The 15827-nt window shown below is 73.2% G+C and carries 10 protein-coding genes and 2 pseudogenes; 6 read left to right on the top strand and 6 right to left on the bottom strand.

Translation table 11 applies throughout. The annotated features are described in order from the left end of the window. Window positions 1–7: 7 nt before the first annotated feature. From KSF81_RS01375 to KSF81_RS01365, 3 genes are all read right to left on the bottom strand, one after another. Window positions 8–226, bottom strand: coding sequence for a hypothetical protein (locus KSF81_RS01375; protein ID WP_217377405.1), 219 nt, complete (start codon window positions 224–226; stop codon window positions 8–10). A 100-nt stretch (window positions 227–326) separates the two neighbouring features. Beyond that, window positions 327–524, bottom strand: coding sequence for a hypothetical protein (locus KSF81_RS01370; protein ID WP_217377404.1), 198 nt, complete (start codon window positions 522–524; stop codon window positions 327–329). Window positions 525–836: 312 nt separating this feature from the next. Beyond that, window positions 837–1814, bottom strand: coding sequence for a tripartite tricarboxylate transporter substrate-binding protein (locus tag KSF81_RS01365; protein WP_217377403.1), 978 nt, complete (start codon window positions 1812–1814; stop codon window positions 837–839). A gap of 437 nt (window positions 1815–2251) precedes the next feature. Here KSF81_RS01365 and KSF81_RS01360 point away from each other — a divergent pair, with 437 nt between their 5' ends. Further along, on the top strand, window positions 2252–3649 hold the full coding sequence (locus KSF81_RS01360) for an amidase (protein WP_217377402.1): 1398 nt from the start codon (window positions 2252–2254) through the stop codon (window positions 3647–3649). A gap of 19 nt (window positions 3650–3668) precedes the next feature. Here the strand turns inward: KSF81_RS01360 and KSF81_RS01355 are convergent, their stop codons facing one another. Beyond that, window positions 3669–4094, bottom strand: a complete 426-nt coding sequence (locus KSF81_RS01355; RefSeq protein WP_217377401.1) for an OmpA family protein — start codon at window positions 4092–4094, stop codon at window positions 3669–3671. Further along, window positions 4094–5317: a cupin domain-containing protein gene (locus tag KSF81_RS01350; protein ID WP_217377400.1), complete on the bottom strand. Its 1224-nt coding sequence runs from the start codon at window positions 5315–5317 to the stop codon at window positions 4094–4096. The genes KSF81_RS01355 and KSF81_RS01350 overlap by 1 nt, the downstream gene beginning before the upstream one ends. A 158-nt stretch (window positions 5318–5475) precedes the next feature. On the opposite strand from KSF81_RS01350, the pseudogene KSF81_RS28835 reads away from it, so the two are divergent. The 3 genes and pseudogenes from KSF81_RS28835 to KSF81_RS28825 all read left to right on the top strand — a co-directional run. After that, window positions 5476–9408: pseudogene (locus tag KSF81_RS28835) on the top strand (NAD-glutamate dehydrogenase domain-containing protein); the annotation flags it as partial. 127 nt (window positions 9409–9535) lie between these two features. Continuing rightward, window positions 9536–10261, top strand: a complete 726-nt coding sequence (locus KSF81_RS28830; protein ID WP_309139688.1) for an NAD-glutamate dehydrogenase domain-containing protein — start codon at window positions 9536–9538, stop codon at window positions 10259–10261. Beyond that, window positions 10258–11541, top strand: a complete 1284-nt coding sequence (locus KSF81_RS28825) for an MFS transporter (RefSeq protein WP_254453802.1) — start codon at window positions 10258–10260, stop codon at window positions 11539–11541. The genes KSF81_RS28830 and KSF81_RS28825 overlap by 4 nt, the downstream gene beginning before the upstream one ends. On the opposite strand, the gene KSF81_RS01340 is transcribed toward KSF81_RS28825, so the two are convergent. Continuing rightward, complete coding sequence (locus KSF81_RS01340) at window positions 11526–12224, bottom strand: CBS domain-containing protein (protein ID WP_254453307.1); 699 nt, start codon at window positions 12222–12224, stop codon at window positions 11526–11528. The genes KSF81_RS28825 and KSF81_RS01340 overlap by 16 nt on opposite strands. A 370-nt stretch (window positions 12225–12594) precedes the next feature. On the opposite strand from KSF81_RS01340, the pseudogene KSF81_RS01335 reads away from it, so the two are divergent. Further along, window positions 12595–13613, top strand: a pseudogene (locus KSF81_RS01335) (TAXI family TRAP transporter solute-binding subunit). Window positions 13614–13765: 152 nt separating this feature from the next. Beyond that, a complete protein-coding gene (locus KSF81_RS01330; protein WP_309139687.1) occupies window positions 13766–15787 on the top strand; it encodes a TRAP transporter fused permease subunit in 2022 nt (673 codons plus the stop codon). Window positions 15788–15827: the final 40 nt, after the last annotated feature.

The following is a 15827-nucleotide window of genomic DNA, read 5'->3' as shown; positions in this document are numbered from 1 at the left end:
TGTCCTTTCAGCGGGCTTCCTCGATGACCGATCCGGGCGGGACCACGGCGTCGCACTGGCGCCCGGCCCGGCCCCGCCGGGTCAGCGCCAGGATCTCCCCGGCGAGGCGCAGCGCCGCCTCCGCCGGAAGCGCATCGGGGTGCTCGACGAGCGCCAGGAGCTGCAGCACATGGGCACGCTGCGCGAGTCTTTGGCCTTCCAGGCCGGCGGCACATAGCAGGCACATCCTCGCCTCCTCGCCGAGAGCCTTCCCGACCAGCGTGGGCGGTGTTGCCGGGGACGGGCTCCTGGCCGACGCTACCCTGTTTCATTCCCAGCCGTCCTGCTCACCTGGCCGGCTGCATGTCGCCGCCGAGCGGCAGCATCCGGCCGGAGGCCGGGCGGGCGCTGCCGGGTGCCGGGAACACGGCGATATCCGGGGGCCTCACGAACTCCTTGGCCGGCTGGATGCCGAGTGCGGCCTTGCCGGCCTCCCCGACGGAGCGCCCGCTCTGCTGCGCCCGGCCCTCGAAGACCCTCTGCAACCGCGGCGCCTCAACGCGCCCGGCCGGATCGCGTTCGCGCGGATGCCGAACTCGCCCGCCTCGGTCGAATGCGTTTTCGTGAGCCGATGTGCCCCCTTTGCCGGTCGGGCAGGGACCACGGTAGGGATAGCCCAAGCACCCGGCGGCGGAGGCATGTCGACCCCGGCCCGCGAAGGCTTCGGCTGGGAATCGAGAGCCGCGTCGCATCGAGCCTGCCGGCCAGTTTGGCCCGAAGGATCTTCTCCCGGGGGCCACCCGACCCCTGGCGGGAGAGTTCGAGGGAGCAAGGCCCCCTCGATCGCCTGGCCCAGCCTAATCCGCGTAGCTGCCCGCGGCCTCGATGATCGGCCGCCAGCGGGCGACTTCCTCGGCCAGGAAGCGGCGGTGGAAGGCGGGGGTGGCGCGTTCCGCCGTTGCCGGCGCCGTGACCAGGTCGGCGAAGCGGGACCGCAGCTTCTCCTCGCCCAAGGCACTGCGCAGCGCGGCGGAGAGCGCCTCCTGCACCGGCTCCGGCGTGCCGGCCGGCGCATACATGCCGTGCCAGGTGGACATCGCGATGCTGGGGAAGCCCGCTTCCGCCGTGGTGGGGATCTGGTCGAGGCCGGGCAGCCGCTCCGGGCTGCTGACGCCATAGGCCTTCACCCGCCCGTCGCGGATATAGGGCACCGTATTGGTGGCCTGGTCGCAGAGGATGTCGATGCGCCCCGCCATGAGTTCCGCGATGGCCGGCGCGGTGCCGCGGAACACCACCACGGTCGCCTGCGCATCCGCCGCCTTCTGCACCAGCAGCCCGCAGAGATTGGCGGCGGAGCCGAGGCCGGCGGTGGCCAGGTTCAGCACGTCACCCTGGCGCTTCAGCTCGGCCATGTAGCCGGCGAGGTCGGTGGCGGGGAAATCCGGCCGCGCCACCATCGTCATCGCGGCATCGGAGACCAGGCCGAGCGGCGCGAAGCTCTCCAGCACGTTGTAGGGCAGGCGCCGGAACAGCGTGGCGCTGGCCGCCATGCCGATATTGTTGATCATCAGCGTATAGCCATCCGGCCGCGCCTGGGCCAGGCGCAGCGGGCCGACGGTGGAGCCGCCGATGCTCTCCACCACCACGGGCTGGCTGAGATGCTTGCCCATGCTGTCGGCGACGATGCGGGTGATGGTATCGGTCGGCCCGCCCGCCGCACCGGCGGCGATGATGGTGATCGGGCGGGTCGGGAAATCCGCCGTCTGCGCCCGCGACACGGCGGGCGCGGCGAGGGCGAGCGGGGCGGCGAGCAATCCACGGCGCGAAAGGGTCATCAGGCGTTTCTCCCTGGGTGGTGTTCTTTTGTGCATGCAGGCCGAAGCCCGGCCCGTATTGGATAGGTGTCCGATTTCCGCCGGTCCAGGAGTCGACCGCCCCCCGGCGGCGGGGCTCGATGGGCAGGGTCCCCTCGATCGCCTCGCCCCGCAAGATCGGCAGCGAGGTCCGGGCGCCGCGGCGCATGGCAGGGCCTTTGCCTTCAGCCGGTGCCATCGCCTCCTGGCATGCTTTTTCCTTGCCCTCGATCCTGTCATGCCGCAGGCAGATTCGCAGCGTGGCGCGTGGACCTTCGGTTTGCACGGCATCGCGGACCGGTCCGGTGGGATCGGATGGGCGGAACGGCCGACGCGGGTCGGATGCGGCTTGGTCCCGCCGGCCGGCAGGACCGGAAAGGACGGATCGGATGCAGGAAAAGGCTGGGAACCCGGCTGTCATGGACCCCGCGCTGCTGCCGGCCCGCAGCCTCGCCGGGCTTTTCGCCCGCCGCGCGCTCTCGCCGGTCGAGGCGCTGGAGGCGGTGCTGGCGCGCATCGCCCGGCTGAACCCGGCGCTCAACGCCATCATCGCGCTGGACGAGGCGGCCGCGCGGGCGGCGGCAGGAGCCAGCGAGGCGCGCTGGCGGGCGGGCACGCCGCTCTCGCCGCTGGATGGCGTGCCGCTGACGGTGAAGGACAACATCACCGTGGCCGGCCTGCCCTGCACCTGGGGCAGCCCCCTGTTCCGCGACCACATCCCCGAACGCGACGAATTGCCGGTGGCCCGCGCCCGCGCCGCCGGGCTGGTGGTGCTGGGCAAGACCAATGTCCCGGAATTCACCCTGCAGGGCTATACCGACAACACGCTGTTCGGGCCGACGCGCAACCCCTGGGACCCGGCGCTCACCCCCGGCGGCTCCTCCGGCGGCGCGGTGGCGGCGGTGGCGGCCGGGCTCGGGCCGCTGGCGCTGGGGACGGATGGTGGTGGCTCCATCCGCCGCCCGGCCTCGCATGCCGGGCTGGTCGGGCTGAAACCCACGCCCGGCCGGGTGCCGCGCTGCGATGGGCTGCCGGCGATCCTGCTGGATTTCGAGCAGATCGGGCCGATCGCCCGCACCACCGGCGACCTGGTCGCGTTGCTGGCGCTGCTGGCGCCGCCCGATCCGCGCGACCCCGCCTCCCGCCTCATGCCGCCCCTCCTGGTGCCGCCGCGGCCGCCGCGCTGCCGCATCCTGCATGTGCCGCGCTTCGGCGCGCATCCGGTGGATGCGGAGATCGCCGCCAGTACCGCCGCCGCCGCCCGCCGGCTGCAATCCCTCGGCCATGCCGTGGAGGAGGGCGAGGCGCCCTTCACGGTGGAGGCGCTGGGCGGGATCTGGGGGCCGGTCGGGCAGGCGGGCCTCGCCTGGCTGCTGACAGAGTGGGGCGGCGGGGCGGAACCGGCCTCGCCCGCGCTGCGGGAGATGGCGGCGGCCGGCTGCGCGCTGCGGCCCGAGGCGCTCTTCGCCGCGCTGGACGGGGTGGCGCGCTTCCGCCGCGAGATGGCCGGCTTCTTCCAGGGCTTCGACCTGATCCTGACCCCGGCCGCCGCCGCCCTGCCCTGGCCGGCGGAACAGGCGGCGCCGGAGCGGATCGCCGGCCAGGCGGTGGGCCCGCGCGGCCATGCGGTCTTCACCAATTTCGCCAATATCGGCGGCCTGCCGGGCATCGCCCTGCCCTCCGCCCCGGCCGCCAATGGCCTGCCGATCGGCTTCCAGCTCGTGGGCGCGGCCGGGTCGGACGGGCTGCTCTGCGCGCTCGCGGCGGAATGGGAGGCGGCCGAGCCTTGGGCGGGGCGCTGGCCGGCGCTGGGGTAGCAGGCAGCCGGCCAATCGCTCACGGCGACTGCGGCAGCAGCACCACCGTCACGCTGCGCTCCGCCGGGATCGGCCCGCGGCGCGCATAGGCCGCGACCCGGGCCTCCGCCCGGATGCGGTCGCGCTCCACGCCGAGCTGCGCCAGCGCCGCCGCCACCGCCCCGGCCCGGCGCGCCGCCAATTGGGTGCCGGTGGTGGCGCCCCCCTCCTGCGGCCCGGCATGGCCGAGCACGCAGAGGTTCCGCTCCGGCAATTGCCGCGCCAGGGCCGCCGCGGCCTCGAGATTGCCCTGCGCGGCCGGCCCTGGCGTGCTGGCACGAGGGGCGAAGGGAATGGCGAAGACCTCATCCTCCAACTGCTCGGCGCCGACGCAATTGAAGGGGCGGGGCTGCGCCATGGCCTCGCCCGCCAGGGCCAGGGACGCCAGCAGCAGAAATCCCCGCATCAGGCTGCCACCAGCAGCCCGGCATCGCTGAGCCGCGCCAGCAGCGCCGCCGCATCCACGCCGGGATGCGCGGCGCGCAATCCCGGCTCGGCGACATCGGGCCGGGCCAGCAGCCAGCCGGCCGCCTCGGCCTCGGGTGGCGAGAGCGGCAGCAGGCCCTGGCCGGTCTTCAGCACCCAATCGGCGCCGCGCCGCACCGGCTTCGCGCCGGCGGCGACCACCCGGAAGGCCGGCGCCTCCGCATCCCCGGCCGTGGCGCCGGCCGGGGGCGCCAGGCCGCGCGCCGCCAGCAGGTCGTTGCCGCCGCGGTGGAAACGGTAATCGGCCACGAATTTCTCCAGCACTTCCATCACCTTGGGCTCGCGGCACAATTCCGCCAGCCGGGCGCCGAGCTGCCCGGCCCGGCTGGTCAGCGCGAAGCGGGCGGCGGCGCTGCCATCCTGGCGCGGCAGCGGCTTGCGGAACTCCACGTCATAGAGCGCGCGTTCCAGCAGGATGTTGAGCAGATCCATCCCGAGCGGCGCATGCGCCCCATAGGCGATATGGACCGAGGCCGGGGCCTCGGCCAGCGCGTCATGGTACCAGCCGCGCGGCAGGTAGAGCAGGTCGCCCGGCCGCATCAGCACCCGCTCCCGCAGCCGGCCCTTGGCGGTCTCGTGATGCGCCTGGCCCAGGCTGCGGAAGACCGGATGCGCGATGGGCCATTCGGCGCGGCCTTCCCAGAGGTTCCAGGCCTTCTCGCCCTCGACCTGCACGGCCCAGACATCATGCGTGTCGTAATGCGCCGGGAAGGCCTTGTGGCTCTGCCAACTGATATAGACATTGGCCTGCGCCTTCCCGAGCCCGGCCGCTTCCAGCGCATGGGAGATGGCGGCCATGCCCGGCGTCAGGCTGTCCACGTCGTTCAGCACCAGGGAGGCGCCGCGCCGCACCCAGTCCCGCACGCGCGCCGCCTCGGGCTGCGGCACCGGCTGGTTGTCGCGGCTGGTGGCGCGGCCGCAATACTGCTCCGGCGGCACGGGGGTGCCGTCCATCACCAGCTGCAGCGACTGGCCGGACCAGATATGGGTCATGTCCAGCAGCCGGTTGATCTGCCGCCAGGACAGGGCGGCGGCGAATTTGGCCGGCGTGCCGCTGAGGTGCAGCGGCTTGCGGTCATGGTATTCGGCGAAGAACTGCTCCGGCGTCAGGGGCGCCAGCAGATCGGCGAGCGTCAGGGTCATGCCGCGGAGTCTAGCCCGGTTCGGGCCCCGCCGTGCAGCGTGAAAACCGCCGGGTGCATCGCGTTCGGGCAGTTCTGGCCTGGTGGTTCGAGGCCCATGCTCCGCCCGGCCGGCTGCGGCGCCGCCGCCACGCTTGCCCCGATGGGGCGGAAGCGGGGATGCTGCCCGGGAATTCGAGGAAACAGCCCATGATGGACCTGCCCACGGCCGCAGCCCCGGACACGGACACGGCGCGCCTCGAATTGCTTGAGGTGGCGGAGGAGGCGCTGCATCGCCTGGCGCCCGGCCTGCCGGCGGATGCGGCGGTGCTGCTGCGCCGGCTCTTTGCCGATGTGCCCTCCGCGGAACTCGCCGCCATGCCGGCCGAGGCGGTGGCGGAGGCCGCGGCCAGCCTCTTCGCCTTCGCGCTGGAGCGGCCGCCGGGCGAGGCGAAGCTCAGGGTCCTGCCGCCCGGCCCGGGGCGCGGCCCGCATGCGGTGGCCGAGATCGTCACCGACGATATGCCCTTCCTAGTGGACAGCGCCCTCGCCGCGCTGGCCCGGCAGGGGCGGATCGTGCGGCAATTGCTGCATCCTGTGCTGCCGGTGCGGCGCGACGCGCAGGGGCGGCTGCTGGCGATCGATCCCCTTGGCGATCCCCTTGGCGACCCCGCCGGGGAGACGCCGCGCGAGAGCATGATGCGGATCACCCTCGGCGCCGCTCCCTCCGCCATGCTGCCGGGGCCCCAGGTGGTCCCCGCCGGCGAGGCGGCGAGCCCCTGGCAGGCGCTGGAGGCGGCGCTCGCCCGCGCCATGGCGGATGTGCGGCTGGCGGTCTCGGACTTCCCCGCCATGGAAGCGCTGCTGCACCAGGCGGAGACGGAGGTGCTGGCCGGGCCGGAAGCCGGCGAGCCTGCCGCCGCGGCCGCCTTCCTGCGCTGGCTGGCGGAGGACAATTACGTGCTGCTCGGCCACCGCCGCATCGCCATGGCCGGGGCGGCCCCGGCCGCGGTGGCGGCGGAGAATCTTGGCCTGCTGCGCGATGCGGCGCTGCCGGTCTTCGACGTGCTGCGCGACCCGGCGGGGTTCTCGGCGGTGGTGCGCGCCGCGCTGGCGGACCCGGTGCCGCTCGCCGTCGCCAAGGCCAATATGCGCAGCACGGTGCACCGGCCGCAGCATGCCGATGTGGTGGCGACCCGCGTTTTCGGCCCGGACGGGCAGGTGGTGGCGGTGCGGCTCTTCCTCGGCCTGTTTGCGGCGGCGGCCTATAATCGCAACCCACGCAGCATCCCGATGCTGGCGCAGAAGGTGAACCGCATCCTCGGCGCCGCGGGCCTCGACCCGGATGCGCATGACGGCCGCGCGCTGCGCAACATCCTGGACACCTGGCCGCGCGACGAGTTGTTCCAGGCGTCGGAGGCCGAGATCCTGGCGGCGGCGCGCCGGGCGCTGGATCTGCAGATCCGCCCCCGCCCCGCGCTGGTGCTGCGGCGCGATCCCTTCGGCCGCTTCGTCTCCGCCATCGCCTGGCTGCCGCGGGACACCTTCGACACCCGGCTGCGGGAACGCATCGGGGCCATGCTGGCGCGCGCCTTCGGCGGCCATCTGAGCGCCTTCTACATCGCCCTCGGCGACGCGCCGCTGGCCCGCATCCACTACATCATCGGCACCGACCCGGCGCATCCGGTGGCGGTGGAGGGGGCGGTGCTGGAAGCCGCCATGGCCCAGGCCGCGCGCAGCTTCCGCGACCGGCTGGAGGAGGCGCTGGTGGCCGAGCGCGGCGAGGGCGGCGCCGCCCTGGCGCTGGCCCGCTGGCGCGAGGCTTTCCCGCCCACCTATCGCGAGGTGGCCACCGGCGCGGAGGGCGCGGCCGACCTGGCGCTGGCCGAGCGCGCCCTGGCGGAAGGCCGCCCCGCCGCCGCGCTCTACCGCCCGCCTGGCGCGGCGGCGCTGGTGCTGCGGCTCGCCAGCCCCGGTGGGCCGCTGCCGCTGGCGGATGCGCTGCCCTTGTTCGAGAGCCTCGACCTCCGCGCCATCGAGGAGGTGCCGCATCGGCTGGCGCCGGAGGGCGCGGCCCCGGTGGTGCTGCATGTCTTCGCCCTCGCCCCGGGTGCCGAGGCGGAGCCAGGGCGCTTCCCGGCCCTGCTGGAGGCGCTGGCGGCGCTGCTGGATGGCCGCGCCGAGGCGGATGGCTTCAACCGCCTGGTGCTGCGCGCCGGGCTGGACTGGCGCGAATGCTGGCAGTTGCGGCTGATGTTCCGCTGGCTGAAGCAGGTGGGCTTCGGCTTCGCCCAGGCCAGCGTGGAGGCGGCGCTGGCGGCGCAGCCGGAGGCGGCGCGCCTGCTGCTCGACCTCTTCCATGCCCGCTTCGACCCCGATTTCAGCGGCGACCGCGCCGGGCGTGAGGCGGCGCTGGACGCGGCCTGGACCATGCTGCTCGACAGCGTGGCCAATCCCGACGAGGATCGCATCCTGACCCGGCTGCGCCGCCTGCTGGATGCGACGCTCCGCACCAATTACTTCCAGGGACGCGCTTGGCTCTCCTGCAAGATCGACAGCGCCGCGGCCGGCGAGATGCCGGCGCCGCGGCCCTGGCGCGAGATCTTCGTGCATTCGCCGCGGATGGAGGGCGTGCATCTGCGCGCCGGCCCGGTGGCGCGCGGCGGCATCCGCTGGTCCGACCGGCGGGAGGACTACCGCACGGAAATCCTCGGCCTGCTGAAGGCGCAGCGGGTGAAGAACGTCGTCATCGTGCCGACCGGCGCCAAGGGCGGCTTCGTGCTGAAGCACCCGCCGCCGGCCAATGAGCGCGAGGCCTTCCAGGCGGAGGGCATCGCCTGCTACCGGATCCTGGTGCGCGGGATGCTCGACATCACCGACAATCTCTCGGAGTCCGGCGTGGTGACGCCGGACCGGGTGGTGCGGCGTGATGGCGACGACCTCTATCTCGTCGTCGCCGCCGACAAGGGCACCGCGAAATTCAGCGACATCGCCAATGGCCTCGCCGCGGAATACGGCTTCTGGCTGGATGATGCCTTCGCCTCGGGCGGCTCCGCGGGCTATGACCACAAGGGCATGGGCATCACCGCGCGCGGCGCCTGGGTGATGATCGCGCGGCATTTCGCCGAGCTCGGCCAGGACATTTTTTCAAGTCCCTTCACCTGCACTGGAGTCGGCGACATGTCGGGCGATGTCTTCGGCAATGGGCTGCTCATCAGCCGGCAGACGCGGCTGGTGGCCGCCTTCGACCACCGCCACATCTTCCTCGACCCCACACCCGACCCGGCACTGTCCTATGAGGAACGCGCACGGCTCTTTGCCCTGCCGCGCTCCTCCTGGGCGGATTACGACGTGGCGAAAATCTCCGCGGGCGGCGGCGTCTTCGAGCGCAGGCTGAAGACCATCCCGCTCTCGCCCGAGGCGCGGGCGCTGCTCGGCATCGAGGCGGAGCACGCGGAGCCGGCGCAGGTGATGCACGCCATCCTGACCGCGCCGGTGGACCTGCTCTATTTCGGCGGCATCGGCACCTATGTGAAGGCCGGCACCGAAAGCCAGGCCGAGGCCGGTGACCGCGCCAATGACGCGATCCGCGCCGATGGCGGCGCGCTCCGCGCCCGTGTGGTGGGGGAGGGCGCCAATCTCGGCGTGACCCAGGCCGGGCGGGTGGAATTCGCCCGCGCCGGCGGCCGCATCAATACCGATGCGCTGGATAATTCCGCCGGCGTCTCCACCAGCGACCATGAGGTGAACATCAAGATCCTGCTGGCCGATGCCGAGCGCCAGGGCACCCTCACCCGCCGCCAGCGCGACGAGCTGCTGCGCGAAATGACCGAGGAGGTCGGCCATCTGGTGCTGCGCGACAATGCGCAGCAATCGCTGGCCGTCAGCCTGGAGGAACATGCCGGCGCCGAGGCGCTGCCCGCCCAGGCGGCGCTGATGCTGCGGTTGGAGGCAGCGGGCGTGCTGGACCGCGCGGTGGCCGGCCTGCCGGATGCGGCGAGCCTTGGGCTCCACATCGCCGCCGGCGAGGCGCTGACGCGCCCGGCCATCGCCGCGCTGCTGCCGCTGGCCAAGCTCTGGCTCACCGAGGCGATCGAGGACAGCGACCTGGCCGAGGACCCAGCCTTCGCGCCGCTGCTGCTGGCCTATTTCCCGCAGCCGCTGCGCGAGCAATCGCCCCCCCCTCATCGCCCGCCACCGGCTGCGGCGCGAGCTGATCGCCACCGCCATCGCCAATCTGGTGGCGAACCGCCTGGGCTGCGCCTGGCTGGCACGGCTGGCGATGGAGGCCGACCCGGTGCGCGTCGCCCGCGCCGCCTGGCTGGCCGGCGAGGCTTTCGGCCTGGAAGCCGCCTGCGACGCGATCGATGCCGCCGCTGCTCCTGCTGCGGCGCGGCTGGAGGCGCTGGCGGCGCTCCGCCGCTTGCAGGCGGAGGCAGCGCAGGGGTTGCTCGCCTCGCCCGATCTCGACCGCCCGCTGGAGGAGGTGCTGGCGGCGCTCGGCCCCGGCATTGCCGCCCTGACCGGGGCGGGGGCCGGGGAGAGCCCGCCCGCCGCCGCCTGGGTCGCGGCCGGACTGCCGGCCGGGCCCGCCGCCCTCGCCGCGGCCGCGCCGCGCCTGGCCGCCGCGCCCGCCATCCTGCAACTCGCCGCCGCCACCGGCGCGGCGCCGGAAGCGGCGGCCGCGGCCTGGGACGCGGTCGGCGCCCGCTTCGGGCTGGAGGCGCTGCACGCCGCCGCCCATGCCGCCCCCGCGCCCGGCGCCTTCGGCCCGCGCGCCAAGGCGGCGCTGCGGAGCGACCTGACGCAGCTGCAGGGGCGGCTGGCCGAGGCCAGGCTGCGCGGCCACGACCCGGCGCAGGGGCCGGCGGCCGAGGCCGCGGCGCGGCTGGCGCGGGAGGCGGCCCTGGCGCCCGACCTCGCCGCCGTCACCGTCGCCAGCCGGGCGCTGGCAGCGCTGGCATGACGCCACCGGCGCGCCGCAAGGCGCTCGCCTGGGCGCTCTACGACTGGGCCAATAGCGCCTTCCCCACCGTGGTCTCCACCTTCGTCATCGCCGCCTATTTCACCCAGGGGATCGCGCCGGACCCCGTCACCGGCCAGGCGCAATGGGGCTGGATGCAGACCCTGGCGGGGCTGGCCATCGCGGCGCTCTCGCCGGTGCTGGGGGCGGTGGCGGATGCCGGCGGGCGGCGACGGCTGATGCTGGCGCTCAGCACCGGCGTGGTGGTGGTGGCGACGGCGGCGATCTGGTTCGCCCGGCCGGAGCCCGGCTTCGCCCTCTATGCGCTGGCCTGCGTCGGCATCGCCACCGTGGCCTTCGAACTGGCGACCGTGTTCTACAACGCGATGCTGCCGCAGGTGGCGGAGCCGGCGCATATCGGCCGGCTCTCCGGCCTGGCCTGGGGGCTTGGCTATGCCGGCGGGCTGGCCTGCCTCGGCGTGGCGCTGCTGCTGCTGGTGCGGCCGGACCCCTCGCCGCTCGGCCTCGACCGCGCCGCGGCGGAGCATGTGCGGGCCACGGCGCTGCTCACCGCCGCCTGGATCGCCGCCTTCGCCTGGCCGCTGCTGCTGGCGGTGCCCGACCCGGCGGGGCCGCGCCCCTCCTGGCGGGCGGCGGCGCGGGGTGGCCTGGCGGAGATCGCCGGGCTGCTGCGACGGCTGCCGCGCCAGCCGGCCCTGGCGCGCTTCCTGGTGGCGCGGCTCTTCTACACGGATGGGCTGAACACGCTGTTTGCCTTCGGCGCCATCTATGCCGCGGGCGTCTTCGGCATGGGCTTCGAGGAGATCCTGGTCTTCGGCATCGCGCTCAACCTCACTGCCGGGCTGGGCGCCGCGGGGTTCGGGCTGGTGGAGGACCGGATGGGCTCGCGGCGCACCGTGCTGGTGGCGCTGGGCGCGCTGACGCTCTGCGCCGCCGGGCTGCTGGTGGCGCGGGGCCGTCCGGAATTCTGGGCGCTGGCGCTCACGCTCGGCATCTTCATCGGGCCGGCCCAGGCGGCGAGCCGCACTCTGATGGCGCGGCTGGCGCCCCCTGGCGAGGCGGCGGCGCATTTCGGCCTATTCGCGCTCTCGGGCCGGATCACCGGCTTCCTCGGCCCGGCGGCGCTGGCGGCGGTGACGGCGGCCACCGGCAGCCAGCGCGCCGGGATGGCGACGGTGCTGGTCTTCCTCGGCGCCGGCGCGGCGATCCTGGCGACGGTGCGGGAGCCGCCTTCCCCCGCGCGGCGTCAGGCCGCCGCGTAGAGGTAGACCGGCATCGGCTGGGTATGGTCCACCACGCCCTTCACCCCGGGCACGTTCTCGGCCAGCACGCGCAGGCCCCGCTTCACCGCCTCGGTGCGCATGAAGCCGTGGAATTCCACCACGCCCTGCTTCACCTCGACCATGGTGTAGAAGGTATCGGCCCAGGGCTCCCGGCGCATGGCGGCCAGCACGGCGCGGCGGATGCGGTCGTCGGAGAGTTCGCCCTCCTGCGGCGGCGGCGCCACCAGGGCGCGCAGCAGGTCGGCGCGGGAGACGATGCCGCGCAGCCGCCCATTCGCCAGCACCAGCACGCGGCGGATGCGCTTTTCCTCCATCATCTGCGCGATTTGCGCGGCGCTGGTCTCCTCGCCCACCGCCACCACGGATTCCGTCATCACATCGGCCGCCGTGGCGCCATGGGTGCGGGCATAGCGGTCGGCCTCGGTGCCGGGATCGGTGAAGAGCGAGCGGAACCAGCCGGCCGGCTTGTCCTCCTCGCCGGCCAGGCGGCGGATCAGGTCGGCCTCGGTGACGATGCCGAGCACGGTGCCGGCCTTGTTGAGCACCGGCACCGCGGAGATGCCGCGGTCGGCCAGCAGCCGGGCCATCGCCGCCACCGGCGTCTCGGGTGGCACGGTCACCACGTCCGGGGTCATCAGGTCGCGGGCGGTGAGGCCATTCATCGGGGCATCCTCCTGTTGCATCCGGTGTCCCGCCCCCGACCTTCGCCGCGCTTCCTGGCGCAGGGAGGGGATGAGCAGGTCACCGGAAACCATGCACAGACTGCCAGCGCCGCGCGCCCTGCACCTTGACGCAGCGCAACCCCGCGCCCGAAGTTGCCGGCAGGCGCGATGCCGGCTGCTTCACCGGCGGCCTGGCGGCACCGCGCGGATCCCGGCCGGGTGCATGCCGAGGGCCGCGATTGCATGCCGGAGCGGCAGAGAAACGCCATGCCCGGCATCTCCCGGCACCGCCGTGGCGGCGGCCTTCCGGCAAACACAAGAGTGATGCTTTACTGAAACGACGGGTTCACCCTTTTCGGGGCAGGACGGCATGGCTATGTGTGCCTCGACTCAGAAACCACCGGGAGGATCACCAATGTCCGGCCTCACCCGCCGTGCCGCGCTCGCCGCGGCCGCCACTGCTCTTGCCGCGCCGCATCTGGCGCGGGCGCAGGGCACGCAGCTTGCCATCGCCACGGGCACCACGGGCGGGGTCTACTACCCGCTCGGCGGCGGGATGGCGAACCTGCTGTCCCGCAACATCCCCGGCATGAGCGCGACGGTGGAAGTGACCGGCGGCTCGGTCGCGATTGCCAGTTGCTCGGCGCCGGCCGGGTCGGGATGATCATCACCCAGGTGGATGCCGCGGTGGATGCGGTGCGGGGCGTGGAGCGCTTCCGCGGCCGGCCGGTGGCGGTGCGCGCCATCGCCGTGCTCTACACCAACCGCATGCAGGTGGTGACCACCGAGGCCGCCGGCATCAAGAGCCTGGAGGACATGAAGGGCAAGCGCATCTCCACCGGCGCGCCCGGTTCCGCCACCGAGGTCATGGCCTTCCGGCTGCTGGAGGCGGCGGGGCTCGACAAGGACAAGGACTTCCGCGCGCGGGAGCGGCTCTCGCCGGCCGAGAGCACCAATGCCATCAAGGACGGCAAGCTGGACGCCTATTTCTTCGTCTCCGGCGTGCCGACCAGCGCCGTCACCGATCTCGCCGCCAGCCCGGGCATCCATATCGCGCTGGTCGACCACGCGCGCTACGTGCCGAAGATCGTCGAGAAATACGGCCCGGTCTATTTCCCCGAGGTGATCCCCGCGGAGACCTATCCCGGCCAGAAGACCGACAACCACCAGATGTCGGTCGGCAATATCATCGCGGTGCTGGACACCATGCCGGCCGAGCAGGTGTCGAAGATCATCGAGGTGATCTGGGCCGGCCGCGCCGAACTCGCGCAGGTGCATGCCGAGGCACGGAACTTCACGCTCGACAAGCAGAAGACCGCCGCCGCCGGTGTGCCCTGGCATCCCGCGGCGGAAGCCTTCTGGAAGGCCCAGGGCGCGCAACTCGCCTGATCCGGGGGCATTCCACCGGCCCGGGCGCAATTTTGCGCCGAAGCGCGTATAATGCTTCAAGGCGGCCCTGGTGCCGGCCCACCGCCCTCGGGTGGTGGGCCGGCTGCGCCTGTCCGCCCGCCGGTTCGGAGTCCGCCGTTTGAGCACCACCCATTCGCCGCTGCCCCCCCGAGATCGCGCCCGGCGCCCTCGACGAAGCCACCGCCGCCAGGCTGGAGCAACTGATCGAGGAGGAGGAGGGCGCGCAGAACCGCTTCACCGGCTGGCTCGGCCAGGCGGCGACCGGGCTGGCGCTGGCGATGGCGCTGTTCCACCTCTGGGCCGCCTACGACATCGTGCCGACCACGACGCTCCGCTTCGTGCATGTCGGCTTCGCCATGTGCCTCGGCTTCCTGCTGTTTCCGGCGGCGCGGCGCTTCCGGCACCGGCTGATGCCCTGGGACATGCTGCTGATCGCCGCCGCAATCGGCGTCACCTGGTACATGCTCTATGGCGGCGACATGATCGGCACCGAGCCGCTGATCGACCGCTATGTCTTCCCGGAAGGCTGGGACCTCGTCGTCGGCTGGGTGCTGATCCTGCTGGTGCTGGAGGTGACGCGCCGCGCCACCGGCTGGGTGATGCCCGTCATGTCCGGGCTGTTCATGCTCTACGGCTTCTTCGGCAATTACCTGCCCGCGCCCTGGCGTCACCAGGGCTACGATTCCGAGCGGCTGATCCCGCATCTCACCATCACGCTGGACGGCATCTTCGGCACCGCGGTGGATGTCTCGGCCAGCCTCATCATCCTCTTCACCATCTATGGCGCCATCCTGCAATTCAGCGGGGCCGGGAAGTTCTTCGTCGATTTCAGCTTCGCCGCCACCGGCGGCAAGGCAACCAGCGCCGGGCGCACCGTGGTGCTCTCCTCCTTCCTGCTGGGCGGGCCCTCGGGCTCGGGGGTCGCCACCACCGTCACGCTCGGCACCGTCGCCTGGCCGATGATGAAGCGGGTCGGCTACCGGCCGGATGACGCGGGCGGGCTGCTGGCCGCGGGCGGGCTGGGTGCCATCATCTCGCCGCCGGTGCTGGGGGCGGCGGCCTTCCTGATCGCCGAATACCTCAAGATCGGCTACCTGGAAGTGCTGCGCATGGCGGCGGTGCCGACCGTGCTCTACTACGCCTCGCTGCTCTTCATGGTGGAGCTGGACCAGCGCCGCATCGGCGCCAGCGGCCGGGCGCAGGAGATCGTGCAGACTGAGCGACCCTGGGCGCTCACGAAGAAATACGGCTTCCACTTCACCTCGCTGCTGGCGATCGTGGTCTTCATGGTGCTGGGCTATTCGCCCACCATGTCGGTGCTCTACGCTATGGTCGTGGCGGTGGTGCTGTCCTTCATCCGGCCGGAAAGCGCGCTCTGGCCGCGCAAGCTGGTGGATGCGCTGGCCGGGGGCGCGGTGCAGGCGGTGGGCATCGCCGCCACCTGCGCCTGCGCCGGCATCATCGTGGGCGTTATCACCCTGACCGGCCTCGGGCTGAAGTTCAGCGAGATCGCGATCCAGGCGGCGGGCGGCAACCTGGTGATCACCGCGCTCTATACCGCGCTGATCGTCTGGATCATCGGCCTCGCCGTGCCGGTGACGGCGAGCTACATCATCTGCGCCGTGGTGGCGGCGCCGGCGCTCATCAAGCTCGGCGTGCCGGATTATGCGGCGCATATGTTCGTCTTCTACTACGCGGTGCTGTCGGAGGTCTCGCCGCCGACCGCGCTCAGCCCCTTCGCCGCCGCGGCCATCACCGGCGCGGGCCCCTACCGCACCACGCTGCAGGCCTGGAAATACACGCTGCCGGCCTTCGTGCTGCCCTTCGTCTTCGTCACCGACCCCGATGGCGTCGGCCTGCTGCTGGCCTTCAAGCCGGAGATGACCTGGGTCGATGTGGCGTGGCAGATCCTGCTGGCCGCGGCCGGGCTGGCGGCGCTGGCGGCCTCGGCCCAGGGCTATGCCCGGCGGCTGCTGGCGGGCTGGGAACGGGCCGGCTTCGCCGTGGCCGGACTGCTGATGATCTTCCCGGCGCTGCTCGAGACGGCCTTCGGCGATGCGGTGCCGGCGCCGCACCTGATCGGCGTGGCGCTCGGCCTGCTGCTGCTGGTGCTGCAATGGCGGGGCCCGGCGCCGGCCGCCCCGGCGGCCTGACGGGCGGTCCCGGCGCGGGGCTTGGGGGCGCGGCTCCGGC

Origin of the sequence: Siccirubricoccus sp. G192 (assembly GCF_019084075.1) — a bacterium.
Lineage (GTDB): Bacteria > Pseudomonadota > Alphaproteobacteria > Acetobacterales > Acetobacteraceae > G192.
The sequence above is the reverse complement of the archived record's forward strand: the minus strand, read 5'-3'. Positions and strand labels throughout refer to the sequence as shown.

Bases quoted from the DNA above. Each gene is read 5' to 3' on its own strand.
- KSF81_RS01375 (WP_217377405.1), bottom strand. From the start codon at position 226: ATGTGCCTGCTATGTGCCGCCGGCCTGGAAGGCCAAAGACTCGCGCAG.
- KSF81_RS01365 (WP_217377403.1), bottom strand. From the start codon at position 1,814: ATGACCCTTTCGCGCCGTGGATTGCTCGCCGCCCCGCTCGCCCTCGCC.
- KSF81_RS01360 (WP_217377402.1), top strand. From the start codon at position 2,252: ATGGACCCCGCGCTGCTGCCGGCCCGCAGCCTCGCCGGGCTTTTCGCC.
- KSF81_RS01355 (WP_217377401.1), bottom strand. From the start codon at position 4,094: ATGCGGGGATTTCTGCTGCTGGCGTCCCTGGCCCTGGCGGGCGAGGCC.
- KSF81_RS01350 (WP_217377400.1), bottom strand. From the start codon at position 5,317: ATGACCCTGACGCTCGCCGATCTGCTGGCGCCCCTGACGCCGGAGCAG.
- KSF81_RS28825 (WP_254453802.1), top strand. From the start codon at position 10,258: ATGACGCCACCGGCGCGCCGCAAGGCGCTCGCCTGGGCGCTCTACGAC.
- KSF81_RS01340 (WP_254453307.1), bottom strand. From the start codon at position 12,224: ATGAATGGCCTCACCGCCCGCGACCTGATGACCCCGGACGTGGTGACC.